Raw genomic sequence first — 25112 nt, forward strand, 5'->3', positions numbered from 1 at the left:
GCTCAGTCCTCGGGCTTGTCTTTGGCCCGCAGGCGGATCAGCGGCAGGTCGGTCCGCGACGCGCCGACCAGGTCACGCCCGCCCGGACCGCGCAACCGCAGCTCCCGGAACCGCACCGACGACAGCTGCGCGGCTTCGATCGGGTAGACGTCGCCGTAGCGCTTGATCTTGTCGACCAGCTCCTTGCCGAGCAGCTCGACGAGCCCGGCGTGCCGGCTCGCGCCACCGCCGAACGGCACGTCCAGCTGCCGGCGCACCTCGGGAAACCGCTGGTCGAGCTCGACGGCCAGCTGGTGGATCGTGACGAAGGCGGGCCCGAAGTCCTCGGCCTCCGGGCCCGGTGGGATCTCCTTCAGCACCTTGACGAGCTTGTCGTCCATTCCGAGCTTGTCCCACAGGGCCATGCTGTCCTGACTTTCCGGTGATAACGGCGTCGGAGCCGCTTCGGTCTACCAGAGGACCGGCACGCGGTCCACTCCCCCGGTGACACGATTCGTCCGGACCTCCAGTTCGTCCACCCCCACGGCCAGCCGCAGCCCCGGGAACCGGCGGAACAGCGAGCCGAACACCACCCGCAGCTCGGTGCGGGCGAGGCTGGCGCCGATGCAGAACCAGCCGCCGTAGGCGAAGGCGACGTGCCCGTTCGGCTTGCGGTCCGGGTCGAACGTCGCGGCGCCGGGGAACACGGACTCGTCGCGGTTGGCGGCACTGATCGACAGGACCACGGCGTCGCCGCGGGCGATCGCCGCGCCGCCGAGGTCGACATCGTCGTGCGCGTACCGCAGGAGGCCAAGGCCGCCCGGCGCCGACATCCGGAGGATCTCCTCGACGACGCCGTGGACGCGGCCCTCGGGGTCGGCGACGAGCGCGTCGCGCTGGGCGAGGTCGGTGAGCAGGAACAACACGCCGAGGTCGATCCGGTTCGACGTCGTCTCGTGGCCGGCGAACAGCAGGCCGGCGGCGAGCCGGGCGAGGTCGTCGTCGCTGAAGGTGGGGTCGTCGGCCTGGGTGCGGACCATGTCGGAGACGACGTCCTGGGTGGGGTGGCGCCGCTTCGCCGCGGCGAGCCGGCCCATGTACCCGGCGAACTCGTCGAGCGCGGCGTCGGCGCCGGTCCCGATGTCCGTGCGGCCCATCCGCTCCGAGAGCACCCGGAACGTGTCGCGGTCCTCGTACGGGACGCCGAGCAGCTCGCAGATCACCAGCACGGGCAGCGGGAACGACAGCAGCTCGTGCAGGTCGACCGGCTCCCCGGGGTGCTCGGCGCGGGCCCGGTCCATCGCGTCGAAGCAGCCGTCGGCCAGCTCCTGGACGTGGCCGGCCAGCCGTCGCATCCGGTTGGCGGAGAACGACGGGACCAGCATCTTCCGCATCCGCGCGTGCTCGGCGTGCTCGGTGTCGTGGTCACCCTGCGGCCGGCTGAGGATCGCCGCGTCCGACAGCGACGACGCCTCTTCCGGCGCGGGGTGCGAGCGGCCGAACCGCGGGTCCGACAGCACGGTCCGCACCTGGTCGAAGCCGGTGACGAGCCACGCCGGGTCACCCACCGGCGTGGTCACCCGCACCACCGGCCCCTGGCGCCGCAGCACTTCGTAGAGCGGAGCGATCTCCAGGACGTTCGGCCGCGCGAACGGCAGGCGCGGGGTGTCCGTGGTCGCGGTCATCGAGAGTCCTCCCGGGTGCGCGGCCGAGGGCAAGGACAATCGGGCCGGCGACGGCCGCTCCCCCGGTCCCCAGATCCACGGTACCCAGCCGGGCGGGCGCCCCGCAGAATCGTTGCCCGTCCGGGCTAACCGACCCGCACGAACGCGACTTTCCCGGCAGGCGCCCGGAACCGCGACCCACGTGGCGGCCGGAGCCGCGTCACGACAGGCCCCTCAGCGTTCGCGGCCACGTCTCCGGCCTTCAGACGCGCCGGCTAATTAGAGCAGCTTCCAGGCCCGGGTCAGGGTGTCGCGCAGGATCTGCTCCATCTCGTCGAACTGGCGCTGGTCGCAGATCAGCGGCGGCGACAGCTGCACGACCGGCTCGGCGCGGTCGTCCGCCCGGCAGTACAACCCGGCCTCGAACAGCGCGTCGGACAGGAAACCACGCAGCACGCGCTCGGATTCCGCCGCGCTGAAGGTCTCCTTGGTCGCCTTGTCCTTGACCAGCTCGATGCCGTAGAAGAACCCCGCGCCGCGGACGTCGCCGACGATCGGCAGGTCGGTCAGCTTGTCCAAAGTGGACCGGAAGGCGGACTCGCCGGCCAGCACGTGGCCGTAGAGGTTCTCGCGCTCCATCAGGTCGAGGTTGGCCAGCGCCACCGCGCACGACACCGGGTGCCCGCCGTAGGTCGAGCCGTGCACGAACGTCGTGGCGCCGCGGGTGAACGGGTCCATCAGCCGCTCGCTCGCGAGCACCGCACCCAGCGGCGCGTACCCGGACGTCAGGCCCTTCGCCGTCGTGATGATGTCCGGCTGGTAGCCGTAGCGCTTGGCGGCGAAGTCGTACCCGACCCGGCCGAACGCGCAGATCACCTCGTCCGACACCAGCAGGACGTCGTGCCTGTCGCAGATTTCGCGCACGCGCTCGAAATAGCCGGGCGGCGGGACGAAGCAGCCGCCGGTGTTCTGCACCGGCTCGAGGAAGACGGCGGCGACGGTGTCCGCGCCTTCGAACTCGATCGCCTGCTCGATCTGGTCGGCGGCCCAGCGGCCGTAGGCGGCGTAGTCGTCAGCGTGCTCGGTGGCGCGGTAGAAGTTGGTGTTGGGGACGCGCATCGTGCTCGGCACCAGCGGCTCGAAGTCGGCCTTGGCGCCGGGGATGCCGGTGATCGACAGCGCGCCCTGCGAGGTGCCGTGGTAGGCCAGCGCGCGGCTGATCACCTTGTGCTTGGTGGGTTTCCCGACGAGCTTGAAGTACTGCTTGGCGAGCTTCCACGCCGTTTCGACCGACTCGCCGCCGCTCACGGTGAAGAACACCCGGTTCAGGTCGCCGGGCGACGCGGCGGCCAGCCGCTCGGCCAGCTCGATCGCCGACGGGTGCGCGTGACCCCAGAGCGGGAAGTACGCGAGCTGTTTCGTCTGGCGCGCGGCGGCTTCGGCGAGCTCCTCGCGGCCGTGGCCGACCTGGACCGCGAACAAGCCGGCGAGCCCGTCCAGGTACCGCTTCCCGCGGGCGTCCCAGATGTAGGCGCCTTCGCCGCGCACGATCACCGGGACGTCGGTGGTGTCGTAAGCGGAATGGCGGGTGAAGTGCATCCAGAGGTTGCTGCGGGCGGACTGGGCGAGGGCCGCGGCGTCGACGGTGGCGGCCGGGTCGGCGGTTGTGGTCATGGCTCGGTTATCGCACGCACCATCGACGTTACGCAAGCGATCCGGTCGCCGTAACCATCGTTAACGACTAATTATCGACCGAAGGAGCGATCTTGCCTTCGGATTTAGTCGTCACGGTCAGCGAGTGCCCCACTGGTAGGTCTGTTTCCGCAGCTTGAGGTAGACCATCGCCTCCGCGTGCCGGACGCCCGGCAGCGCGCGGATGCGCGTCGAGATCAGCTCGAGCAGGGCCTCGTCGTCGGCGCAGACGGCTTCGCAGAGCACGTCGTAGCGCCCGGCGCAGAGGATCACGTACGCGATTTCGTCCATGTCGGCCAGCGCGTCGCCGACCGGCTCGAGCGGACCGTCCACGGTGATCGCGATCATCGCCTGCCGGAACAGCCCGACCTGCAACGGATCCGAGACGGCGACGATCTGGATGACGCCGGAGTCCGACAGCCGCTGCACCCGCTGGCGCACCGCGGCCTCGGACAGGCCGACGGCCTTGCCGATGGTCGCGTACGCGCGCCGGCCGTCCTCCTGCAGTTGCGCGATGATCTGCCGCGAGATGTCGTCGAGCACCGGCGGCGCCGGCCGGCTGGGGATGTCCTGGCTGCTCACGCCCGGGATCATCCCTGACGCGGGCGACGCGAGGCAAACCCGGCGATTCGATCACGGATGGTCACTGAATGCGAAGGCCACCGACCGCCTGAACGACGAAATCAGTCGAATTTCCGGCGTTGACAACACCGAATCACGTGCTGTTCCATCCGTCGCACCTTGCCCAGGCCGGAGGGAACGCCCATGCCCCGCACCCCTGTCCCGCCCAGCACCGCGACGGCCACCACCCCCGCCGGACCCCGCACGCTCACCCGCTCCATCGGCGTCGGCGGCGGCACGCTGCTCACGCTCAGCTGCGTGACGCCGGCGTCGTCCCTGTTCGTCCTGGTGCCCCCGCTGTTCGGCGACCTCGGTACCGGCACCGCGCTCACCATCACCCTCGCCGTGCTGCTCTGCGTCGGCGTCGCCTTTTGCTACTCCGAGCTGGGCACCCTGGTCCCGAGCGCGGGCGGCGAATACGCCATGGTGACCACGGTCGCGAACCGGTTCGCCGGCTGGCTGACGTTCATGCTGTCGGTGATCGTCATCCTCGTCGTGCCACCGATCATCGCCATCGGCGTCGCGGACTACCTCGCCGCGGCCGTCGCCATCGACCCGTCGGTGGCCGGCGCGATCGTGATGCTGGCGGCGACGGTGATGGGGCTGCTCAACCTGCGTTCCAACGCCTGGATCACCGGGATCTTCCTGGTCATCGAACTGGTCGCCATCTTCGTCGTAGCGCTGCTCGGCTTCACGCACACCTCACAGAGCCCGGCCGTGCTGGTCAAGCCGAGCCTCGGCACCGGCGGGATCGGGCCGATCGCGGTGATCGCCGGGCTCGCCGTCGCGCTGTTCGTCGTGCAGGGCTTCAGCACGGCCGTCTACCTCGCCGAGGAGATGCGGGAGCCGCGCCGGACCGTCGTCCGGACGGTGTTCTGGACGCTCGGCGTCAGCGCGCTGGTCATCCTGGTGCCGGTCGTCGCGATCACCCTCGCCGTGCCGGACGCCGCGTCACTCGCCGGGCTCGACCTGACCGCGCTCGTGACGAGCTGGAGCAACTCGGGCGTCGGCGTCACGATCAGCCTGTGCATCGCGGCGGCGATCGTGAACGCCGTGATCGTCATGGTCATCCAGAACTCGCGGGTGCTGTTCGCCTCGGCCCGCGACCGGGCCTGGCCGGAGCCGGTGAACCGCGCGATGAGCGTGGTCGGGCGCCGGTACGGCTCGCCGTGGGTGGCCACGCTGGTGACCGGGCTGTCCGAGGCCGTCCTGTGCTTCGTGCCGGTGGACACGCTCAACGGCGTCACCGGGGTCGCCGTCGTGGCGCTCTACCTCAGCGTCGCGGCCGCCGCGCTCGGCGCCCGCCGGGCGGCGCACCGGAAGCCGCACGTGTGGCGGATGCCGGCGTGGCCGGTCGTGCCGGTGCTCGCCGTCGCCGCGCTGGTCTACATCCTGGTCGAGCAGAGCGCCCTCGACCTGGGCATCACGGCCGGGGTGCTGCTGGTAGCGGCGCTGTACTGGTGGGGTTACCTGCGCCGGCGTCCGGAGCGGTGGGTCGTGACGGTGCCGCGGGACTAGGCCTTCGGGCCGCCGCCGCGCAGGAAGCGCAGCCCGACGACGATCACGGCGAGCAGGCCGACGACGGCGACCACGATCCAGACCCAGCCGGGGAAGCTGCCGGTGTCGACGCCGCCGACGGGAGCCTGCGAGGTGGGCGCGGCCTCGGTGATCGCCGCGGGTGTCGCCGGCGCCGCGGAAGCCGCGGCCGTGAGGGTGAAGTGGACGGTGCCGGTGACGTTGTCGCCGTCCTTCGCGACGATCTTCCAGGTCAGCGTGTAGGCCTGGGCGGGCCCGGCCGGCGTGACCGGCGCGGTCACGACGTTCCCGGCCGCCACCGGGGTGCTGACCGGCCAGGCGGTGCCGTCGCGGCCGGTGATCTTCACGGCGTCCGGCGGCAACGTGACCGGCTCCTCGAACGTGAGCTGGACCTGCGTCGGCGCCTCGGCCAGCGACGCGCCTTCCGCGGGCGAGCTCGACGTCAGCTCGGTGTGGGCCGACGCCGGCGGCGTGCACAGCAGGAGTACGGCGGCGAAGGCGAGCACAGCGGTCAGGGCGCGGCGGATCATTCGGACATCCTGCCCTATCCGGTTCGTGCACTTTTCGTGTCCACCTGTGCAGCGGTGGGGGTGTCGCTGGTCTCCGGGCGGCCCATTGGTCAAGATGGACGCCTGGGTGGCGTAGGGAAGGACCTCCATGGCGACAGTGCGCGACGAGGCCGACGCGCGGCGGCAGCTGCGCGCGGAGCAGCGGCAGGAGAAACAGGACCAGCACGAACCGCGGGAGAAGGCCTCGAGCGTCGCGAAGCCGGAAGGCGTCGGCTCGGCCACGCTCGTCGCCGACGGCGGTGACGTGCTCGCGCTGGACTACGCCGAGATCGCCGCCGCGCAGAAGGCCCTCGACGAGCGGTACCAGGAGGTCGCCCGCTACCTCGGCAACGCCCAGGACCTGGGCACCCCGCTCGCCGACGGCAAGGGGCCGGTCTCGCACTGGATGCGCGCGTCGTTCGGGCTGCGCGGGGGCGCCGAGGCCGGTGGCGTGCAGACGGCGTTGCTGTCCTACCTGACCGAACTGGCTTCGCTGCGGCAGGCGCTCGACACCGTCGCCGCTTCGCACCGCCGTAACGACGAAGAAGCCGCAGCCACGCTGGCGGCGAGCGCGGGGGCGCAGGATGCCTGACTACCACTCCACGAACCACGAGCCGACGAAGCGCGAGAAGGCGAAGGCGCGGCGCGTCCGCCGCGAGAAGATCGCGAACCGGCAGGAGGACGCCTTCGGGCGGATCAACTGGGACAGCTACGACCACCGCGAGCTGTGGGACATGGTCCAGTCGGCCGACCCGCCGAAGCTGGGCGAGCAGGCGCACCGGTGGGCCGAGCTCGCCAAGGGCGTCGACACCGCCACCGGCGACGTCCACGCGACGGTGCAGAAGCTGCTGCTGTCGTGGCGGGGACCGTCGGCGGCGCAGGCCGCGGACTCGATCCAGAAGCTGACGGGCTGGGCCGCGACGGCGGGTGAGAACGCCCGGAGCATCGGCGACGGCCTCGACACCTACACCTCGGCCATCGGCGAGGCCCGGCGGAAGATGCCGGAGCCGGTGCACTACTGGGCCGAGCGGTGGTTCCAGGAGGGCTACGCGGTCAAGCGGCTGGACGGCCCCGAGGGCACGTACATGCTGAACGACCTGCTCGACGACAAGCTCCCCACGAAGAAGCAGGCCGACGACGCGAAGGCCGAAGCCGTGCGCGTGATGGAGCAGTACGAAGGGGCGAGCCACGAGGTCCGCCACCGCCTGCCGCCGGCGTTCGACGCGGCGCCGCAGGTGAGCGCGAAGGGTGAGGACGCGGTGATGCCCCGCGTGCCTCCCGCGCCTTCGCCCGTTCCCACGCCTTCGCCGTCACCCACGCCGTCGCCGTCTCCTACGCCTTCGCCCGGCCCGGACCACGGTTCCGGCGGCCTGCCGGACGACTCGACGACGACCGCGGGTGTGCTGCCGGGCACGCTCACCGGGTCCGTGCCCGGCGCGATCGGCGGGCTGCCCGGGCTTTCCGGTCTCGACGGCGTGATCGGCGCGGGTGGCTCCGGTTCCGGCTCGGTCCCCGGCTTCGCGGGCCTGCCGGGCCCGACGGGCAGCGGTGCCGGTGCGGGCGCGGGTGGGCTCGGCGAGGGCGAGCGGGCGGGCACGGGCCGGTTCGGCGCCGGGACGTCCGGCTTCGGCCCCGGCGCGACCGGCGGCCGCGGCTCGGCGGGCGGCTACGGCATGTACCCGCCCGGCCAGGGCGGCGCGCGGGGCGAGGACGACACCGAGCACCGCGACAAGTACGCCGACGGTTACGACCTGCTGGACGACCTGCCCCCGGCCTATCCCCCGGTGTTCGGCGAATGACCGGATTCCACGCCGACCCGGCCGCCCTGGACGCCTTGGCGGTGCGCCTGGAGGACACGGCCGACGAGTTCGCGGCGGCCTCGGCCGACGTCGAGGCGACGGCGAGTGGCGACCTCGGCCCCCCGGCGGCCGCGCTCACCGCGCTGACCGGCGAGTGGTCCGGCAGGATACGAGCCGTACGAACGGACTACGCGGCAGCGGCGGACAGCGTCCGCGCGGCCGCGAAGGCCTTCCGCGGCGCGGACGCGAGCGCGGCGGAAGCACTGGGCCGCATCACCGCACAGCCGGGATCGGACGACCCCGGCCAGACCGCAACGCAGCCCCTTCGGCCCGCCGACGCCGATCAGGCGCCCGCCACCGACTCAGGTCCGACCACGGCGCAGCCCCACCAGCGCACCGACCTCGGCGGCGCCGGCTCGTTCGGCCCGGCCGTTTTCGGCGATTCCGGCCGTGCCGATGGCTAAGTTCCGGGGTCTCGGCTTCGACCCCGTCCCCGGCAGCGCCGACGCCGTCGCCGAAGCGGCCCGCCGCTGCGTCGCGGCCGCCGCGAAGCTCGGCGAAGCTCCCACCCCCGGCGAGATCCCCGAGTGGGCCGGCCGGTCCGCGCAGGCCCTCGCCGACCGCGCCGGGCGCACTCGCGCGGGCCTCGCCGCCGTGCCCGAAGCACTCCGCGAGGCCGCCGCCGTCCTCGACGACTGGGCCGGCGTCCTCGCGGCCCACCGACGTCAGGCCGAAGACCTCGACCACCGGGCCGGCACCGCCCGGCGCGCGGTCGTCGACGCCCAGGACGACGTCGAACGCGCCGAGACGACCGTCCAGTTCTCTCCCGGCGCCGAAGGTGAACTGACCGCCGCTCGCAGTCGGCTCACGGCCGCGCGACGGGACCTCGACCGCCTGCTGGACCAGGCGCGCGACCTCGAACGCGTCCACGGCACCGAAGCGGCCCGCGTCGCCGAACGGCTGCGGTCCCTCGGCGACGGCGCCCCACTGCCCAGCGCACCGGATTTCCGTGGCCTGGCAAAACAACTCGACACGTTCTCCCAAGCCGGCCGCGATCTGGGCGTCACCGTCGCGCGGACGCCCGTCGCGCCGGTCACCCCGCCCGCCGGCGCCGTCGGCGCGTTCACCGCGGCACTGGGTGGCCGGTGAAACTGCCCGCCGTGCCGGGGATCAGCCCGGTGAGCCTGGCCTCGGTCGAGCGCACGACCGCCGAGCTGCACGCGCTGATGGTGCGGCTGCGCGGCCCCGACGCCGCCCGTGACCTGGGCCTGGAAGCGGCCGCGGTGCAGTCCGCCGAGATCGCCCACGAGCAGCGGGCGGGCCTGCTGGCGCTGGTCGAGCACCGCGACGCCGACCCCGCGTTGCTCATCGCCGGCGTCGTCGCGGTCGACGGCCCGCTCGACGAGGCCGCCGCCGCGGACCTCGGCCACTTCGTCGCGGACAAGACGCCGGGCATCCGCGAGGTCAGCAGCGCCCGCACCGGCCGCGGCTACCCGGTGGTGATCGTCGAGCGGATCGGCCTTTCGGGCGCGCAGCTGCAGGCCGTCGTGCTCGACCCGGACCGCCCGCGCGCGGCCGTGTTCACTTTGCACTCCCCCGGCGGCCGCGGTTGGCTGGAGGTCGCGGGCCTGGCCGGGACGCTGGTCGCGGGCGTCGACCTGACCCCGGCCGAACCCCGCGCGGGTGCCGCCAGAAGTGCGAGACGCTGATGCGTCAGCCCCGCAGCGCCTGCTCTCGGAACTCGCGCGGCGTCCGCCCGGTGGCGCGGCGGAACGTCCGCGAGAAGTGCGGGGCGCTGATGAACCCGCAGTCACGCGCGATCTCCGCGATCCCACGGCCCGCCTTCGCCGGGTCCGCCAGCAGCACCTTGGCCCGCTCGATCCGCAGCCCCTTCAGCCGTTCCGAGACACCTTGGCCGTCGTCGAACAGCTGGTACAGCCGCCGTCGCGAGATGTACAGCGCTTCGGCGATCCGGTCCGCGCTCAGCGACTGCTCGCCCAGGTGGGCGCGCATGTACTCCACCGCTTCGCGCCTTCGCGCCGCGAGCGCGTCGACGCGGTCCAGCTCGACGCGAAGCGCGCTTCGCAGCACCAGTTCGGCGAGGCCGAGCAGGTGGTGGGCCAAGCCGTGCGGGTCCAGCCGCGGGCCCGCCGCCAGGACGTGCGCGACCGCGCCGGCGAACAGCGACCGCAGCGGCGCGGCCACCTCGACCGGCCGGAACATCAGCGGCCGCAGCTCGGCGAACGAGATGGACAGCTTCGCCGCCGCGACGGTCAGCATCACGACGCCGGACGGCTGCAGGTGCAGCGTCGCGTCGGCGAACGTCAGCTTCGCGCCGGACTCGGCGACGGCGCGCGGGACCGGGCAGCGCAGCAGCAGCTGGACGCTCTCGGGCGCGGCCGAGCCGCCGAGGATGGCCGCGCGGGCGGCCGCGGCGCCCGAAGCGCGGACGACGAGGTACCCGGTCGCGGGTACGTCGACTGAGTGCGGCTCGGCCATCGGCACCATCGTGCCCGACGGCGGCCGCATCCCACGGGAAGGGGGACCATGGCGCGGCGCACCGCGACGGCGGCGGGAGTGATCCTGTCGCATCTGGAGTTCGATCTCCTCTGGGAGGACCTGGGGCCGGGCGGGCCGCCGCCGTACCCGTTCGACGTGCCGGCGCACGGCGCCACCCACGCCGAGCGCGACGACCTGGGTGTGCGCGTCTTCGCCGGGCTCACCGAGGCCGGTCTCACCGACGGCGACGCCGTCGCCCCGGGGCTGGCGGACCTGTTCGTGCTGCTCGGGGCGCCCGCGCTGAGCGTGGACGCGCTGGTGCTCGGCGAGGCGCCGTGGCGGCTGCTGGCCGCCGTCCGGGGCCCGGCCGGGGTGCTGGCCGTGCTGGACGAGCGGGACCTGGTGCTGGAGCCGATGCGTGCCGCCGACCTGGTCCCGGCGGTGACGCGCATGCTCGGTTCGCTGCCTCCGGGCCCCGGCGAGCAGCTCCGGTTGCCGCGCGCGGCGTACGCGGCGGCGATGGACGCGTACGCGCAGTCCGGGTACGACGCGTTCGAGCGGGCCCTCGGCGCGGCCGGGATCACCGGCCGGTCGATCCGTCCACTCGCGACGCTCGTGACGGCCGAGCACTACGCCGCGGGCCAGCTCGCCGCGACCGGCCCGGCCGGCCGCACGCCGGTGCTGGCCTGGTTCGACACGGCGGCGGGCCGCTACGCCGTGACGCCGGAGAACGCAGGCGGCGAGCCGTGGGTGATGGTGACCCCCGCGGACGACGCCTGGTTCGCCGACCGCGTCACCCGCCTGACCGACGACGCCCGTTAGCGTCCTGCCGCGGCTCGTCGTGAGTGTTTAGGGCGGTTAGAACCGCCCTAAACACTCACGACTGTCAGGTGGCCCAGGTCGCCGGGGCGAACGCGTCGTCCTCCCGGTCCAGCCGCGCCAGCCGGACGGGCCGGGTTTCCGGCCCCCAGACGCGCTCGGCGGGCAGCGAGGACTCCGGCAGCAGCTCGCCCAGCACCTCCCGCCCCTGCCGCAGCGCGTCGGCGGCGGCCTCGGCCGCCAGCCGGCGCACCAGATCGGCCAGCTCCCCCGGCGAGCGGTTCAGCGCCCACCGGTCGAACCGCAGGTCCACCAGGGACCCGTGCAGGTCCACCGCCAGCGAGACGCCGTCGGCGGCCGCGGCGGCGCGGATCAGGGCCAGCCGGGCGCCGTAGCCCGGGTCGGGCGCCGCGAAGGCGTCGTCGGCCAGCTCCACGGCCGTGCGCTCGGCGCTCACTGGGCTCGCCAGCTCTCGGGCGTCGTCTCTTCCGCCGGCTCCCCGGGCGCGCTCAGGCCGAGCGCGTCCAGGTCGCCTTCCGGCAGGGTGTGCCACAGCGACGCCGTGGCGCGGGCCGACGCCGCCGCGGTGAGCAGCAGGATGCGGCGGGCCAGCTCGTCCGGCTCGAGGCGGAGCGCCGACGCCTCCAGCGTCAGCTCCTGCAGCGCGCCGCCGGGCGCGACCTCGACGGCGACCGTCCGGTCGGCGGCTTTTCCGGTGATCACGGGTGGACCCCTCCGTAGAACGTCGACGACGAGAGCGTGTGCGTGTTGCGGCGGACCGCGTCCCCGGAGTTGCCCTCGATCATCGTGACCTTGTCGCCTTCGACCTTCTCGACGATGCCGATGTGCGTGCTCGTCGACGTGTTCTGCGGGCCGGTGCCGAAGATCAGCACGTCACCCGGGCGCGCGTCGTGCAGCGAGTTCTTGCCGTACGCGTGCCCGTTCTCCTGGCCCCAGTGGTAGACGTCGCCGCTGAAGGGCAGGATCGGGATCTTCACCCCGGCCTTGCGCCACATCGCCGTCGCGAACGACGAGCACCACGCGGCGGTCGGCCCGTACGGGTTCTTGTTGCTGCCCGGCGGGTTCTCCCGGACGCCCAGCTGCATCCGCGCCGCGTGGACGACGTCCTTGCCATTGGCGGACGCCTTGCTCGTGCCGCCACCGTGGGGCTTCTTGGCGTGCGTGGCCTCGGTTTTGGCCACGGCCTTGTCCATGACGCCGTCGTGCGTCAGGTCCTTCTGCAACGCTCGCAGCTTCTTCGCCGCCGCCTTGAGTTCGGCGTCGACGTGCCGCAGGGTCGACGCCGACTGCCGCGTGTAGTGCGGCGCGAGGTCGGCGGCGTGCCCGACGGCCCGCATCAGCGCGGCCTGCGTCCCGGCGGCGGTGCCGGCGTCGAGGACCTGCTTGGCCTTGGTGGTGTACTCGTCGACGAGCCGCTGCACGGCCGTGTGCCCGCTGTCCACTGTGGACGCGATGTGCGCGACGATCTTCTCGGCCGCCGCCCCCGCGGTGCCGGTCACCTTCAGCTCCTTCGTCAGCTTCGCGCTGTTGTGCTTGAAGCCGTCGGAACCGTGGCCGTCCCAGTGACCCAGGACGGTGGTGCTTTCCTTGTGGTAGGCGGCGTGCTGGTCGTCCAGCGACGACGCCACCCGGTTGAGCGCGTACTCGGCGCGGACGGCGTCCTCCGCCTTCCCGGCGAGCTTGTTGCGGTGCGCGATGAGGTCTTTCGCGAACGAATGCGCGAGCGCGGTCGTGTCCATGTCAGCTCCGTCGGGCGTGTTCGTCGAGGGCGGCGGCGGTGGCCGTCTCGTGGTCGCGGTAGGACTCGGCGGCCTTCTGCGCGGCGGTCGCCAGCCCGGTGGCGTGCGTGCCGACGCCCTTGACCTGCTTCTGCAGCGCCAGCCCGAAGCCGGCGAGCGCGTCGGCGAACCCGGACTCCTTGCCGATCTTGCCGAAGCTGTCCCCGGCGATGTCCCGGACGTCGCCCAGGTGCCCCGCCGCGCCGCCGAGGGCGTCGGAGACGCCGTGGGTGCGCTTGACGTAGGCGTGCAGCACGGTGTCGTCGACCCGGAGCGCACCGCTCGGCGTGCTCCCGGACTGCGCGTGGGCCGGCTTGCCGTGGTGCTTCGTGACGTCCTGGGCGGCCTTGCGTGCGGCGGTCAGGTGGTCCTTGTAGGCGCCGTTCGTGTACGTCGACCAGGGCGTGAAGTCCTTGCCATCGCTGGAGATGTCCTTCGCGACCCGCGCGTTGGTGTCCGCGTCGAACAGCGCGTCGTTCGACTTCAGGTGGTATTGGTGGCGCCGGTCCGGGCCGAGCGCGCCCAGCATGTTGATCTGCCAGAGGCCGTAGGAGTTGTCCGGCGGGGTCCCGTTGTGCGCGGTCGTGCGCCCGCCGGACTCGGCCAGCGCGACGGCGACCGCGGTGGTCAGGCCCTGGCCGCGGAACCCGGCGTCGTAGGCGTGCCGGGCGATCTGCTCGGCGCTCAGCTTCGTCATGGTTCGACCTTGACCGTCCGGGTACCCGCCGCGGTAGCCGCGCTGCACGCAGGGACACGCCCGTTGCACGCCCGGCTCAACCTTTCGGCCCGCTCGGACGTACTGAACTGCGGACGCACGACACGAGGAGACGACGGATGCGCAGCACGCGGGCGGTGGCCCTCTTGGGGTTCCTGCTGGTCACGGCGGCTTGTGCCGCGCCGCGGGAGACGACGCCCAGCCTGATCGCGGAGCCGTCGACGCTCCCGCCGACCACCTCGGCGACGCCGACCCCCACACCCACCCCGGCACCGCCGACCGCGCCGCCCTGCGACGTCAAGACCGGCGCGTGCGTGAGCCTGTCACAGCACCTCGCGTGGCTGCTGCACGACGGTCAGGTGGTGCGCGGCCCGGTCCCGGCCGGGTTCGGCCCGCCCGACCAGGCGACGCCGGCCGGGTCGTTCCACGTCGTCTGGAAGGACCGGGACCACCACAGCAGCGTCTACGGGACGAACATGCCCAACTCGGTGTTCTTCGCCGCCGGTGGCATCGCGTTCCACGCCGGGCCGCTGGACGCGCCGTCGCACGGCTGCGTGCACCTGTCCGACGCCGACTCGGCGGCGTTCTTCGACGGCCTCGGCGTCGGCGACGCGGTGCAGGTCCGGGCCTGATCCCCGGGTACGGTGATCCGTGCCCGACACCTCCCACGCCTCCCACGCCGACGTCGTCTCGAAGCTGCGCGCCGCCGGGTGCGTGTTCGCCGAGGACGAAGCGGACCTGCTGCTCGCCGCCGCGAAGACGTCTGCGGAGCTCGACGAGCTGGTCGAACGCCGGGTCGCCGGCCTCCCGCTGGAACACCTGCTCGGCTGGGCGGAGTTCCACGGCCTGCGGATCACCGTGGCGCCCGGGGTGTTCGTGCCGCGGCACCGCACGGAGTTCCTGGTCGACGTCGCCGTCTCGCTGGCCCCGCCGGACCCGGTCGTGCTCGACCTGTGCTGCGGGTCCGGCGCGCTCGGGACCGCGTTCGCCTCGCTGGTCTCCCCCGGTGAGCTGCACGCGGCCGACGTCGAACCGGCGGCCGTCGAGTGCGCCCGCGTCAACGTGCCCGGCGCGGTGTACCTGGGCGACCTCTACGACGCCCTGCCGGATTCGCTGCGCGGCCGCGTCGACGTGCTCCTGGCGAACGTGCCGTACGTGCCGTCGGACGCCGTCGCGACCATGCCGCCGGAAGCGCGGCTGCACGAACCGCTGACCGCGCTCGACGGCGGCGTGGACGGGCTCGACCTCGCCCGCCGGGTCGCCGCGGGCGCTCCGGACTGGCTGGCTCCGGGCGGGGTGCTGCTGATCGAATCGAGCGAGCGGCAGGCTCCGGTCGCCGGGGAAATCTTCGCCGTGGCCGGACTGTCACCGCGGGTGCACAATTCCGCAGAACTCGGTGCCACCGTCGTGAGCGGAACCGCCCCGATCGTGTGAGTGATTGATGCGGCAACACTTTCCGTTCACTCCTTCGTCGGAGTGACCCCGCTGATCGGGCCGCGCTAGCGTGACAGCCCGGATCCGCGGAATGGGGAGTAATGCCTTTCAGAACACGGCTCTTCGGTTCACTAGGAATTGTCACCATCCTTTTGTCGAGCATTTCGGCGACCGCCTCCGCGGCACCGGACCGGGCCGTCGGCGTCTTCCGCGCGATCCCGGTGGCCGCCGCGGAAGCGCCCCGGCAGCTGTCCGGTCTCGACCAGAACACCCCGGCGCCCGTGACGTTCGACGAGTGCCGCAAGGACGTCAAGAACGGCTACTGGACGAAGAACCGCTTCGCCAGCTGCACCATCACGGACATGGCCTACCAGCGCTACGCCTGCCCGGAAGCGGGCTGCGCCGTCATCGGCGCGGCGTGGGCCCGGGTCATCTCGACCAGCAACCTGCTGCCCGCGCAACGGCGCCTCGAAGTCGCGACGCGGATGGTCGGCTGGTCGCTGTCCGGCGTGGTCACCGACGCGATGAAGTTCGGCGTCTCGATGAGCTGCGGCCCGCGCTACACCACCGGCACCGCGCACTGCGACACCGCGAGCGCCCAGGTCCTCAAGAGCGTCGCCGACTGGCGCGCGCAGTCCGACGAAACGCGCGTGTTCACCTTGGAGGGCACCGATCCCGCGTCCCCCGCCGACTCGCCGTCCGTGCGGGCGGAGCAGCGCACCTGGTACGTCGGCGAGCGGCACCTGGTCGCCGAGGACACCGGCGGCCGCACCACGCTGGTGACCGGCGCGCACAGCGCGTACCTGCGCTGCGACGTCGCCCGCCTGCTGGACCCGGCGTACGCGGCCGGCAGCGACTGCGCGTTCGGCTTCCAGCCGCTCTACGTCCTGGACAACGCGGCGACGTCCGGCTTCCCGGCGTCGGCCGCGCTGGTCCGGACCGCGATGACCGGCTTCCCGAGCACCTACCCCGGCCTCCGGCAGGGCCACTTCGTCCCGGGCAACCCCGGCTTCCAGGGCACCGGCGCGAACCGGACGTACCCGATCACGCGGCTGCACCACGACACCGCGGCCCAGGCCGCCCACCGCGCGACCGCCGAGCTGGCCTGCGCCCAGCGCTGGGGCCCGGGTTACGCGAACCGGCCGGACGGGCTGGTCAACACGTGTGCCGTCTACCCGTTCGACACCACCTACGACGGCGCGACGCTGCCGGCGCCGGGCGTCGAGCGGGGCCCGTCCTACGCGGTCCAGCCGGTGCTGGACACGGACTACCAGGCGCTGCTGGCGAGCGTCCGGCAGTTCGTCGTCGCGAACCACCTCCTCGACGGGGACGGGTACTGGGTGTACCCGTACGCGTGACAGGATCGGGTCTCACGTTTCCCGCGTCCGGCGCGTCTACTAGGTGTGATCGTGAAACCGTTCGAGCAAGTCGTGGCCGAGCACGGGCCGATGGTCCTCCGGGTCTGCCGGGCCGTGCTCGGGCCGGCGGACGCCGAAGACGCCTGGTCGGAAACCTTCCTCTCGGCGCTCAAGGCGTACCCGGACCTGCCGCCTGACGCCAACGTCCAGGCGTGGCTCGTCACGATCGCGCACCGCAAGGCCGTCGACGTCACCCGGGCCCAGGCGCGCGGCCCGGTCCCGGTCGGCGAAGTCCCGGATCGGCCCGGCCGTGCCGCGGAGTGGGATGGCGACCTGTGGAACGCGCTGGCGAAGCTGCCGGACAAGCAGCGTGCCGCCGTCGCCTACCACTACCTGGCCGGGCTGCCCTACCGCGACATCGCGGAGATCATCGGGGGCAGCGTCGACGCCGCCCGGCGGGCGGCCGCCGACGGCGTCAAGGCCCTGCGGGTCACCTATCCGGCGAGCTTGGAAGGAGCGCACTCATGAGTGACATCTTCATGACGTACCCCGGGACGGGCTACGAAGTCGTGCCACACCACATGCACGAGCGGCTGTCCGCCGCCGCCGAGCGCGAGGGCCTGCTGGACCTCGCCTACCGCACCCTCGACTCCCCGGTCGGCCCGCTGCTGCTGGCCGCGACCGAGCGAGGTCTGGTCAAGGTGGCCTTCGACCGCCAGGACCACGACGCCGTGCTGGCCGAGCTGGCCGACATCATCAGCCCCCGGATCCTCCGCGCCCCCGCCCGCCTCGACGCCGTCACCCGCCAGCTCGACGAGTACTTCACCGGTAGCCGGCAAACCTTCGACGTGGCCCTGGACTTCCGGCTGGCCCACGGGTTCCGGCTCTCGGTCCTGGAGCACCTGCCCGAGATCGGCTACGGCCACACCGAGAGCTACGCCCAGGTCGCCACGGCCACGGGCAGCCCGAAGGCGGTCCGCGCGGTGGGCACGGCGTGCGCCCGCAACCCGCTGCCGGTGGTGGTCCCCTGCCACCGCGTCGTCCGCTCCGACGGCTCGTACGGCCAGTACGCCGGCGGCGAAGAGGCCAAGCGGGTCCTGCTCGACCTGGAAGCCGCGGCCTGAGCTGCCGGTTCCGATCTCACGTTTCACCCGGCCCACGCGTCTACAGGGCATGAGCACTTTCGAGAAGCGCGTCGCCTCGGCCGACTGGGCCTCGGTGGCCACCGAGGTCGACGACTACGGCTGCGCGTTGCTGCCGCGGCTGCTCAGCCCCGCGGAATGCGCGAAGCTCGTCGCGCTCTGGGGCGAGCCGGAGCACTTCCGCGCGACGGTGAACCTGCGGCGGTACCGCTTCGGAGACCACGGCGACTACCATTACTTCGCCGAGCCGTTCCCGGAACCGATTCGGGCGCTGCGTCAGGCGTTGTACCCGCGGCTGCTGCCGATCGCGCGTGACTGGGCCGCCCGGCTCGGCCGGGACGCCGAGTGGCCGGACACCCTCGAGGAGTGGCTGGCGATCTGCCACGACGCGGGCCAGACCCGGCCGACGCCGATCCTGTTGCGCTACCAGGAGGGCGGCTGGAACGCGCTGCACCGGGACCTCTACGGGGACAAGGTGTTCCCGCTGCAGGTCGTGATCAACCTCAACGAGCCGGGCACCGACCACACCGGCGGCGAGTTCCTGCTGGTCGAGCAACGGCCGCGGGCGCAGTCCCGCGGCACGGCGACGCTCATCCCGCAGGGCCACGGCCTGGTGTTCACCACGCGCGACCGGCCGGTCCGCTCGGCCCGCGGCTGGTCGGCGGCACCGGTGCGGCACGGCGTGTCGGCGGTCCGTTCGGGGCAGCGGCACACGCTCGGTCTCGTGTTCCACGACGCGACATGACCGACGCGGAACTCGACGCGGTGCTGCGTCTCGTGGGGCGAGCGCGGCACATCGTGCTCGGCACGGCGGCCGACGCGGGGTCGCGGGCCGACGGCGCGCGAATCGCCGCGGCGTGGGGCGGCCTGGTCCTGGCGACGGTGACGTGGCCGGAGACGGCGGCATCGTGGCTGCGGCAAGCCCGGCGGTTCGCGGCCTCCGAACCGGACGTCTGGGTCGTCAGCGCGACGCCGGCCGGCTGGGCCGGAATGGCCCGGCGGCTCACGGCATCGACGTCGTGGAGTCCACATCGGACGGTGGTCACGGCCGCCCTCGAAGAGAGTCCGCTGCCCGGCCTGCGTGGCGCGCGGGCGGACGGCAGCAGGTGGGAGAACTGATGAAACACGCGATCATCGACTCGCCGATCGGCGAGCTGACCCTGGTCGGCGACGACGACGGCACCGTCGTCACCGGCCTGTACTTCCCGCACCACTGGACCCGCCCGGACCGCACGGCGTTCGGCGAGCGCGACGACACGGCGTTCCCGGAGGCCGCCCGGCAGCTGAAGGAGTACTTCGCCGGGCAGCGCACAGAGTTCGACGTCACGACGCGCGCCGAGGGTGACGAGTTCCAGCGGGACGTCTGGGCCGCGATCGACCAGGTCCCGTACGGCGGGACAGCCACCTACGGCGACCTCGCGAAGGCCGTCGGCGGGCTGCCGCACGAGGTCGGCGCGGCGGTCGGGCGCAACCCGCTGAGCATCCTGGTCGCGTGCCACCGCGTCGTCGGCAAGAACGGCAAGCTCACCGGGTACGCGGGTGGTCTGAAACGCAAGGCGTTCCTGCTGGAGCTGGAACGCCCACCGGCCGAAGACCGCGGCCAGCTGTGGTGATCGGATGCAGGTGATCGGATGCGGGTGATCACACGCGACTGAGCACCATCGAGACACCGAGACCGGCCATCGTCACCGCGATGAGCGCGTCCAGCACCCGCCACGCCGCCGGCCGGGCGAACACCCCGGCCAGGCGGCGGGCGCCGAATCCCAGGGCGCTGAACCAGACGGCGCTCGCGACGCAGGCGCCGAGGCCGAACAGCCAGCGGCCGTCGCCGTGGGCGACCGCGACCGAGCCGAGCAGCAGCACGGTGTCGAGGTAGACGTGCGGGTTGAGCCAGGTAAAGCCGAGGCACGCGAGGACCGCCTTGCGCAGCGGCGTGCGTCCGTCACCGACACTCAGCACCGACGGCCGGAACGCTCGCCGTGCGGCGAGGGCGCCGTATCCGAGCAGGAACAAGCCGCCACCGACGGCGATCACGCCGATCGCCGTCGGCCACCGGCCGAGCACAACGCCGATCCCGCTGACCCCGAGGGCGATCAGGACCAGGTCGGACACCGCGCAGATGGCGACCAGCGGTGCGACGGCGCCGCCGCGCAGCCCCTGCTGCAGCAGGAAGGCGTTCTGGGAGCCGATCGCGACGATGAGGGACAGGCCGGTGCCGAACCCGGCCAGGAGGAGAGCGAGCACGTCACCGACGTTAAGGGCCGGTGGCCGTATTACTCCAGCTAAAGATTCTTACGTAACATTACCGCTCGTGATGTCGGATCTGCCGCTCGACCAGGTCAGGACGCTGCTCGCCGTCGTCGACGAGCAGAGTTTCGACGCCGCCGCGGCGGTGCTGCACGTGACGCCGTCCGCGGTGAGCCAGCGGGTGAAGGCCCTGGAGCAGCGCACTGGCCGCGTCCTGCTGCTGCGGACGAAACCGGTGCGGCTCACCGAGTCGGGCCAGGTGGTGGTCCGGTTCGCGCGGTCGCTGGCCCAGCTGGAGCAGGACGCGCTCGGCGAGCTGGGGTTCGGCGAGGAGGGCACGCGGACGCTGACGGTCGCGGTGAACGCCGACTCCCTGGCGACGTGGTTCCTGCCCGCGCTCGCCGACGTGCCCGAGGGCCTCGGGATCTGCTTCGACCTCCAGCGCGAGGACCAGGACCACACGGCGGCACTGCTGCGTGAGGGCCTGGTGATGGCCGCGGTCACGGCGGCGCCGCAGCCGGTGCAGGGCTGCACGTCCCGCCGGCTCGGCCGGATGCGCTACCGCGCGATGGCGTCCCCGGAGTTCATCGAGCGGCGCCTGACCGGCGGCCCGCTCCCCCAGCTGCTCCCGGCGGCCCCGGTGATCGTGTTCGACCGCAAGGACGACCTGCAGGACCGCTTCCTCCGCGGGTTGACCCGGCGCCGGAGCTTCACGCTGGTACGCCACCACATCCCGGCATCGGAGTCCTTTGTGGACGCGGTGGCGACGGGCCTCGGCTGGGGCATGGTGCCCGAGATCCAGGCGGCCCCGCGCGGGGAGGCGCTGGTGGACCTGGCGCCGGACCGGCCACTCGACGTCCCGCTGCACTGGCAGCAGTGGAAGCTCGACTCGCCCGGGCTGGCCACGGTGGCGGACGCGGTCGCGAAGGGCGCGAAGGCCGCATTGCGCTGAATTGCGGTTGACCGGCCTGGCAAAGTGGCTCGTCGTGGGACGCGAAGAGACGACCGAACTCCTCCGCCTGGCCGGCCTGGCGACGCCGATGGCGCTGCGCGTCGCCGTGACCCTGAGCCTGCCGGACCGGCTCACCGGCGACAGCGCCACCGCCGTACGGCTCGCGGCCGAACTCGACCTCGAGTTCCGACTGGCCCACCCGAGCTAGTCCACTCCAACTCGCCGTGTTGGCCGCCCCGGTCGCCGCGTCGGCCGCCCCAGTCGCCATGTTGGCCGCCCCAGTCAGTGTGTCGGCCGCCCCAGTCGCCGAGTTGGCCACTCCCGTCGCCGAGTTGGCCACTCCCGTCGCCGAGTTGGCCACTCCCGTCGCCGAGTTGGCCGTTCCGGTCGCCGTGTCGGCCCTTCCGGTCGCCGTGTCGGCCCTTCCGGTCGCCGTGTCGGCCCTTCCGGTCGCCGTGTCGGCCCTTCCGGTCGCCGTGTCGGCCCTTCCGGTCGCCGTTTCGGCCCTTCCGGTCGCCGTGTCGGCCCTTCCGGTCGCCGTGTCGGCCCTTCCGGTCGCCGTGTCGGCCGTTCGCGAACGGCCGTGTTGCCCGCCAACGGCCAACTTGCTGACCGGAGCGGCCAACACACTGACGGGAGCGGCCAACACGATGACCGGAAGAGCCACTGCAGCAATCGGAGAGACGGGCGCCGGGCGGCCGCCGATCGCAACCCACCGCCGTCGAGCATGCGGCTCGATCGCGCAGTCCTGGTAGTCGCCGGGCGAACCGTGCCGCCGCAGCTTGAGCGCTCGACCCCGTGTGCTCGCCAACCGCCGCCGGGTCGGTGGCGGCGCAGGTCCCGGGCAAGGTGCGCATGGAGGGCACGGACTCCAGCACGGTGACGGCAGCGAACTCAGCCCGGGTAGTCGCCCACTCCGTGTTCCACCAGGTCGAAGGCCTGGTCGATCACCGTCACCTGGTCGCGGCGGACCTCGGCCTCCTCGTCGCCCGCTACCAGGCGGCTTACCGCGTTGGCGAAGATCGTGCTGATCGCCGTCGTCAGCAACGCTGCCACCGTGCGGGCTCGCAAGGGCTCGCCCGTCTCCTCCGACAGCACCTCCGCCAGCGCTTCCGCGATCTCGCGCTCCTGCTCGTGGAACCGCGTCATCAGTGCCGGGCTCGAGCGCAGGACCCACCAGAAGCCCGACGCGCCCTGGATCGCGCCGGACAGGGGGTGGCCGGCCGCGAGCAGTTCGTGCTGGTGACGCCTCAAGGCGGCAGCCGCCGACATGCCGGCCGGGCGAGCGCGCACCGCCGAGACCAGGTCGGCCAGGCGGTCGGCGTGGCGGTCGAGGAACAGGTCCTCCTTGCGCGGGAAGTAGTTGAAGACCGTCATCTTCGAGACGCCGGCCGCCTCGGCGATCTCCGCGACCGTCACCTCTTCGAAGCCGCGCTGGATGAACAGGCCGCTCGCGATGTCCGCGATGAGCTGCCGGGTCGCCCGCTTCTTGCGCTCGCGCAGTCCGTGATCCGCCATGGACCGAGAGTATAGACCGAGCACAAAGTTTGACTCGGTACAAGTTTGTCGGCATCATCGAAAGCATGAACAGGGATGTGGTGATCTCCGGGGGCGGACCGGTGGGCCTGATGCTCGCCTGCGAACTGCGGTTGGCGGGCGTCGACGTGCTCGTCGCCGAACGGCTGCCCGAACCGGACCAGACGATCAAGGCGGGGTCGATCAACCTGCCGACGGCCGAGGCGTTCTACCGCCGCGGCATGCTGCCCGCGCTCCAGGCGCTGGTGCAGGAAGACATCGCGCGGATGCAGGAGTTCCTGAAGAGCCGCGGCGCCGGCGGCGCGAGGCCGGTGCCGCCCGTGGGGCACTTCGCCGGGATCATGGTGAGCTCGGCGGGCGTCGACTTCGACGATCCGGCGTTCCGCGACGTCGGCCCGGCGGCCGGGGTGGTCGTCGTCCGCCAGCAGGCGGTCGAGGCGCTGCTCGCCGAGCGCGCCGCCGACCTGGGCGTCGAGGTGCGCCGCGGCGTCGAGGTGACCGGGTTCGAGGCGGACGACGACGGCGTGACCGTCCACCTCGGCGACGACGAGATCCGCGCGGGCTGGCTGATCGGCTGCGACGGCGGCCGCAGCCTGGTGCGCAAGGGAGCCGGGTTCGACTTCCCCGGCACCGACCCCGCCGTCACCGGGCGGCAGGCGCTGGTCGAGCTGACCGGCGCCGACGCGCTCCGCACCGGCTGGAACCACACCGACCACGGCGTCTACGTCCACGGGCCGGTGCCGGGCCGGATCCTGACCGTCGAGTTCGACGGGCCACCCGAGGACCGCGACGCGCCGATCACCGCGCAGGAGCTGGAAGACAGCCTGCGGCGGGTGTCCGGTGTGGACGTTCGCGTCACGAAGGTGCACACCGCGACGCGCTTCACCGACAACGCGCGCCAGGCGAGCACCTACCGCCGCGGCCGGGTCCTGCTGGCGGGCGACGCGGCCCACGTGCACTCGCCGTTCGGCGGGCAGGGGCTCAACCTCGGCGTCGGGGACGCGGTCAACCTCGGCTGGAAGCTGGCCGCGACGATCCGCGGGTCGGCGCCCGAGGGCCTGCTCGACAGCTACACCACCGAACGGCACCCGATCGGCGAGTGGGTGCTCGAGTGGACGCGGGCGCAGATCGCGCTGATGCGCACCGACCCGCGGGCGAAGGCGCTGCGCCACGTCGTCACCGACCTGCTGAACACCGGCGACGGCGCGACCTACCTGGCCAAGAAGCTCTCCGGTGTGCTGCACCGCTACCCGATCGACGGCGAGCACGACCTCGCCGGCCGCGCCGCCCCCGACTTCGCGTTCGCCGACGGCACCCGCCTCGGCGAGCACCTCCAGGACGGCCGGGGACTGCTGCTGGACCTCGCCGAGTCCGCGGACCTGCGCGAGACGGCGAGCGGCTGGGCCGATCGGGTCGGGGTGCTCACCGTGAAGAGCGAGCCCGCCCTGACCGGCGTCCTGATCCGGCCGGACGGGCACATCGCCTGGGCCCGGGAAGATGGCGGCACCGCGGGCCTGGACGCCGCGCTGCGCCGGTGGTTCGGCGAACCCGCCTGACCTCGCAAGGGGCGCGCCGGGAAGCCGGCGCGCTCCCCACGGCGCCCGGCGAGCGGCCAGCCAAGAAATCCCCTCGTGTGGACGGCGCCGATCCGGAATGATCACCATCCCGGGTCGGATCCGGACGGTGACCGCAAGAGGACACGGGGGCGCGTTCATGACCGAGCTGTACCCGCCGATCGAGCCGTACGACCACGGGCTGCTCGACGTCGGCGACGGGCACCGCGTGTACTGGGAGACCTGCGGCAACCCCGACGGCAAGCCGGCGGTCATGCTGCACGGCGGGCCCGGCCAGGGGTGCGCGCCGGGGATGCGGCGGGTGTTCGACCCGGCCCGCTACCGCGCGGTGCTGGTCGACCAGCGCGGCTGCGGCCGCAGCCTCCCCCACGCCGCCGACCCGGCGACGTCGCTGGCGCACAACACGACCGACCACCTGGTCGCCGATCTGGAACGGCTGCGCGAGCACCTCGGCATCGAACGCTGGCTGCTGACGGGCGGTTCGTGGGGCACCACGCTCGCGCTGGCGTACGCGCAGCGGTACCCGGACCGCGTGTCGGAGATCGTGCTCAGCGCGATCAGCACGACGCGACGCTCGGAGATCGACTGGCTCTACCGCGGGGTCGGCCGGTTCTTCCCGGAGGCGTGGCAGCGGTTCAGCGGCGGGTCCGCTGACGTCGTGGCCGACTACGTCCGGCTGCTGGACGACCCGGCGCAGCGGGATCGCGCGGCCCTCGCCTGGCGGGAGTGGGAGGACACCGTGCTGTCGCTGGAGCCGGGCGCGACGCCGCGTGTCCACAGTGGACCTCCGGACGACGCGACGATGGCGTTCGTGCGGCTGACGTCCCACTACTACGCGAACGCGGGCTGGCTCGAGGAAGGCGCGGTGATCCGCGACGCCGGGCTCTTGGCGGACATCCCGGGCGTGCTGGTCCACGGCCGCCTCGACCTGAGCTGCCCGGTGACGACGGCCTGGGAACTGGCGCGGGCGTGGCCGGGCGCGGAACTGCTGATCGACGACCACTCCGGGCACCGCGGCAGCCCGGTGAAACGCGCTTGGACGCTGGCCGCGCTGGACCGGTTCGCTAGCCGCCGGTAAGCACGGACAGGACCGAGAACAGCGCGCCCCAGAGCCACACTCCCGCGAGGCGCGGCAGGGCCGGTGTCCGTTTCGACCCAGCGGACCTGGGCCATGCCCCCGCCGATGGTGACGCCCCAC

32 protein-coding genes are annotated in these 25112 nt (G+C 72.9%); 19 read left to right on the forward strand and 13 right to left on the reverse strand.

Annotated features, from left to right (window positions below; genetic code table 11):
- Positions 1-2 precede the first annotated feature (2 nt).
- The 4 genes from ACLJQZ_RS26395 to ACLJQZ_RS26410 form a co-directional block, all read right to left on the reverse strand.
- Entirely contained in the window at positions 3-404 is a 402-nt protein-coding gene (locus ACLJQZ_RS26395; protein ID WP_247052611.1) for a hypothetical protein, read from the reverse strand.
- Between the two features lie 45 nt (positions 405-449).
- On the reverse strand, positions 450-1664 hold the full coding sequence (locus tag ACLJQZ_RS26400) for a cytochrome P450 (RefSeq protein WP_410622554.1): 1215 nt from the start codon (positions 1662-1664) through the stop codon (positions 450-452).
- A 258-nt stretch (positions 1665-1922) separates the two neighbouring features.
- Positions 1923-3317 carry an aspartate aminotransferase family protein gene (locus ACLJQZ_RS26405; protein ID WP_410622555.1) on the reverse strand — a complete coding sequence of 465 codons (1395 nt, stop codon included), beginning with the start codon at positions 3315-3317 and terminating at the stop codon, positions 1923-1925.
- A gap of 117 nt (positions 3318-3434) precedes the next feature.
- Positions 3435-3929: an Lrp/AsnC family transcriptional regulator gene (locus ACLJQZ_RS26410; RefSeq protein ID WP_410622556.1), complete on the reverse strand. Its 495-nt coding sequence runs from the start codon at positions 3927-3929 to the stop codon at positions 3435-3437.
- Between the two features lie 171 nt (positions 3930-4100).
- Between ACLJQZ_RS26410 and ACLJQZ_RS26415 the strand changes: the two genes are divergently transcribed.
- Entirely contained in the window at positions 4101-5474 is a 1374-nt protein-coding gene (locus ACLJQZ_RS26415) for an APC family permease (RefSeq protein ID WP_410622557.1), read from the forward strand.
- On the opposite strand, the gene ACLJQZ_RS26420 is transcribed toward ACLJQZ_RS26415, so the two are convergent.
- A complete protein-coding gene (locus ACLJQZ_RS26420; RefSeq protein WP_410622558.1) occupies positions 5471-6022 on the reverse strand; it encodes a copper resistance protein CopC in 552 nt (183 codons plus the stop codon). The genes ACLJQZ_RS26415 and ACLJQZ_RS26420 overlap by 4 nt on opposite strands.
- A gap of 127 nt (positions 6023-6149) precedes the next feature.
- Between ACLJQZ_RS26420 and ACLJQZ_RS26425 the strand changes: the two genes are divergently transcribed.
- The 5 genes from ACLJQZ_RS26425 to ACLJQZ_RS26445 are packed head-to-tail and all read left to right on the forward strand — an operon-like array spanning position 6150 to position 9548.
- Positions 6150-6632, forward strand: a complete 483-nt coding sequence (locus ACLJQZ_RS26425; protein ID WP_410622559.1) for a hypothetical protein — start codon at positions 6150-6152, stop codon at positions 6630-6632.
- Positions 6625-7839 (forward strand): WXG100 family type VII secretion target, encoded by a 1215-nt coding sequence (locus tag ACLJQZ_RS26430; RefSeq protein WP_410622560.1) that lies wholly within the window; start codon positions 6625-6627, stop codon positions 7837-7839. The genes ACLJQZ_RS26425 and ACLJQZ_RS26430 overlap by 8 nt, the downstream gene beginning before the upstream one ends.
- Complete coding sequence (locus ACLJQZ_RS26435; RefSeq protein ID WP_410622561.1) at positions 7836-8303, forward strand: hypothetical protein; 468 nt, start codon at positions 7836-7838, stop codon at positions 8301-8303. Before ACLJQZ_RS26430 ends, ACLJQZ_RS26435 begins: the two co-directional genes overlap by 4 nt.
- On the forward strand, positions 8296-8988 hold the full coding sequence (locus tag ACLJQZ_RS26440; protein WP_410622562.1) for a hypothetical protein: 693 nt from the start codon (positions 8296-8298) through the stop codon (positions 8986-8988). The genes ACLJQZ_RS26435 and ACLJQZ_RS26440 overlap by 8 nt, the downstream gene beginning before the upstream one ends.
- Positions 8985-9548, forward strand: coding sequence for a hypothetical protein (locus ACLJQZ_RS26445; protein ID WP_410622563.1), 564 nt, complete (start codon positions 8985-8987; stop codon positions 9546-9548). The genes ACLJQZ_RS26440 and ACLJQZ_RS26445 overlap by 4 nt, the downstream gene beginning before the upstream one ends.
- Positions 9549-9552: 4 nt before the next feature.
- Here ACLJQZ_RS26445 and ACLJQZ_RS26450 read toward each other — a convergent pair whose 3' ends face one another.
- The gene (locus tag ACLJQZ_RS26450) at positions 9553-10338 is read right to left on the reverse strand and encodes a helix-turn-helix transcriptional regulator (RefSeq protein WP_410622564.1); all 786 of its coding nucleotides are present in this window, start codon (positions 10336-10338) and stop codon (positions 9553-9555) included.
- A 48-nt stretch (positions 10339-10386) separates the two neighbouring features.
- Here ACLJQZ_RS26450 and ACLJQZ_RS26455 point away from each other — a divergent pair, with 48 nt between their 5' ends.
- Positions 10387-11160 (forward strand): ESX secretion-associated protein EspG, encoded by a 774-nt coding sequence (locus ACLJQZ_RS26455; protein WP_410622565.1) that lies wholly within the window; start codon positions 10387-10389, stop codon positions 11158-11160.
- A gap of 64 nt (positions 11161-11224) precedes the next feature.
- Here ACLJQZ_RS26455 and ACLJQZ_RS26460 read toward each other — a convergent pair whose 3' ends face one another.
- Genes ACLJQZ_RS26460 through ACLJQZ_RS26475 form a run of 4 tightly spaced genes read right to left on the reverse strand, consistent with a single transcriptional unit; the run spans position 11225 to position 13653 of the window.
- On the reverse strand, positions 11225-11614 hold the full coding sequence (locus tag ACLJQZ_RS26460) for a hypothetical protein (protein ID WP_410622566.1): 390 nt from the start codon (positions 11612-11614) through the stop codon (positions 11225-11227).
- A complete protein-coding gene (locus ACLJQZ_RS26465) occupies positions 11611-11880 on the reverse strand; it encodes a YbaB/EbfC family DNA-binding protein (protein WP_410622567.1) in 270 nt (89 codons plus the stop codon). The genes ACLJQZ_RS26460 and ACLJQZ_RS26465 overlap by 4 nt, the downstream gene beginning before the upstream one ends.
- On the reverse strand, positions 11877-12917 hold the full coding sequence (locus tag ACLJQZ_RS26470; protein WP_410622568.1) for a CHAP domain-containing protein: 1041 nt from the start codon (positions 12915-12917) through the stop codon (positions 11877-11879). The genes ACLJQZ_RS26465 and ACLJQZ_RS26470 overlap by 4 nt, the downstream gene beginning before the upstream one ends.
- Position 12918: 1 nt before the next feature.
- Entirely contained in the window at positions 12919-13653 is a 735-nt protein-coding gene (locus ACLJQZ_RS26475; RefSeq protein WP_410622569.1) for a lytic transglycosylase, read from the reverse strand.
- A 137-nt stretch (positions 13654-13790) separates the two neighbouring features.
- Between ACLJQZ_RS26475 and ACLJQZ_RS26480 the strand changes: the two genes are divergently transcribed.
- From ACLJQZ_RS26480 to ACLJQZ_RS26515, 8 genes are all read left to right on the forward strand, one after another.
- Positions 13791-14303, forward strand: coding sequence for a L,D-transpeptidase (locus tag ACLJQZ_RS26480; protein WP_410622570.1), 513 nt, complete (start codon positions 13791-13793; stop codon positions 14301-14303).
- Between the two features lie 19 nt (positions 14304-14322).
- Positions 14323-15105 carry a putative protein N(5)-glutamine methyltransferase gene (locus ACLJQZ_RS26485; protein WP_410622571.1) on the forward strand — a complete coding sequence of 261 codons (783 nt, stop codon included), beginning with the start codon at positions 14323-14325 and terminating at the stop codon, positions 15103-15105.
- A gap of 152 nt (positions 15106-15257) precedes the next feature.
- Complete coding sequence (locus ACLJQZ_RS26490; RefSeq protein WP_410622572.1) at positions 15258-16463, forward strand: transporter; 1206 nt, start codon at positions 15258-15260, stop codon at positions 16461-16463.
- 45 nt (positions 16464-16508) lie between these two features.
- Entirely contained in the window at positions 16509-16991 is a 483-nt protein-coding gene (locus ACLJQZ_RS26495; protein WP_410622573.1) for an RNA polymerase sigma factor, read from the forward strand.
- The gene (locus ACLJQZ_RS26500; protein ID WP_410622574.1) at positions 16988-17587 is read left to right on the forward strand and encodes a methylated-DNA--[protein]-cysteine S-methyltransferase; all 600 of its coding nucleotides are present in this window, start codon (positions 16988-16990) and stop codon (positions 17585-17587) included. The genes ACLJQZ_RS26495 and ACLJQZ_RS26500 overlap by 4 nt, the downstream gene beginning before the upstream one ends.
- Positions 17588-17636: 49 nt before the next feature.
- The gene (locus tag ACLJQZ_RS26505) at positions 17637-18350 is read left to right on the forward strand and encodes a 2OG-Fe(II) oxygenase (protein WP_410622575.1); all 714 of its coding nucleotides are present in this window, start codon (positions 17637-17639) and stop codon (positions 18348-18350) included.
- Complete coding sequence (locus tag ACLJQZ_RS26510) at positions 18347-18724, forward strand: hypothetical protein (RefSeq protein WP_410622576.1); 378 nt, start codon at positions 18347-18349, stop codon at positions 18722-18724. The genes ACLJQZ_RS26505 and ACLJQZ_RS26510 overlap by 4 nt, the downstream gene beginning before the upstream one ends.
- On the forward strand, positions 18724-19218 hold the full coding sequence (locus ACLJQZ_RS26515) for a methylated-DNA--[protein]-cysteine S-methyltransferase (protein ID WP_410622577.1): 495 nt from the start codon (positions 18724-18726) through the stop codon (positions 19216-19218). The genes ACLJQZ_RS26510 and ACLJQZ_RS26515 overlap by 1 nt, the downstream gene beginning before the upstream one ends.
- Positions 19219-19246: 28 nt before the next feature.
- On the opposite strand, the gene ACLJQZ_RS26520 is transcribed toward ACLJQZ_RS26515, so the two are convergent.
- Positions 19247-19849 (reverse strand): LysE/ArgO family amino acid transporter, encoded by a 603-nt coding sequence (locus ACLJQZ_RS26520; RefSeq protein ID WP_410622578.1) that lies wholly within the window; start codon positions 19847-19849, stop codon positions 19247-19249.
- A 67-nt stretch (positions 19850-19916) separates the two neighbouring features.
- Between ACLJQZ_RS26520 and ACLJQZ_RS26525 the strand changes: the two genes are divergently transcribed.
- Positions 19917-20804 (forward strand): LysR family transcriptional regulator ArgP, encoded by an 888-nt coding sequence (locus tag ACLJQZ_RS26525; RefSeq protein WP_410622579.1) that lies wholly within the window; start codon positions 19917-19919, stop codon positions 20802-20804.
- Positions 20805-20838: 34 nt separating this feature from the next.
- A complete protein-coding gene (locus ACLJQZ_RS26530; RefSeq protein WP_410622774.1) occupies positions 20839-21012 on the forward strand; it encodes a hypothetical protein in 174 nt (57 codons plus the stop codon).
- Here ACLJQZ_RS26530 and ACLJQZ_RS26535 read toward each other — a convergent pair.
- Positions 20936-21661: a hypothetical protein gene (locus ACLJQZ_RS26535; RefSeq protein WP_410622580.1), complete on the reverse strand. Its 726-nt coding sequence runs from the start codon at positions 21659-21661 to the stop codon at positions 20936-20938. The two genes, ACLJQZ_RS26530 and ACLJQZ_RS26535, sit on opposite strands and share 77 nt — an antisense overlap.
- A gap of 37 nt (positions 21662-21698) precedes the next feature.
- Complete coding sequence (locus tag ACLJQZ_RS26540; RefSeq protein ID WP_410622581.1) at positions 21699-22322, reverse strand: TetR/AcrR family transcriptional regulator; 624 nt, start codon at positions 22320-22322, stop codon at positions 21699-21701.
- Between the two features lie 65 nt (positions 22323-22387).
- Between ACLJQZ_RS26540 and ACLJQZ_RS26545 the strand changes: the two genes are divergently transcribed.
- Both ACLJQZ_RS26545 and pip read left to right on the forward strand, forming a co-directional pair.
- Positions 22388-23896 (forward strand): FAD-dependent monooxygenase, encoded by a 1509-nt coding sequence (locus tag ACLJQZ_RS26545; protein WP_410622582.1) that lies wholly within the window; start codon positions 22388-22390, stop codon positions 23894-23896.
- 157 nt (positions 23897-24053) lie between these two features.
- Positions 24054-24992 (forward strand): prolyl aminopeptidase, encoded by a 939-nt coding sequence (gene pip, locus ACLJQZ_RS26550; protein ID WP_410622583.1) that lies wholly within the window; start codon positions 24054-24056, stop codon positions 24990-24992.
- Positions 24993-25112: the final 120 nt, after the last annotated feature.

The sequence above is a fragment of the Amycolatopsis sp. cmx-8-4 genome, from assembly GCF_046548675.1.
Lineage (GTDB): Bacteria > Actinomycetota > Actinomycetes > Mycobacteriales > Pseudonocardiaceae > Amycolatopsis.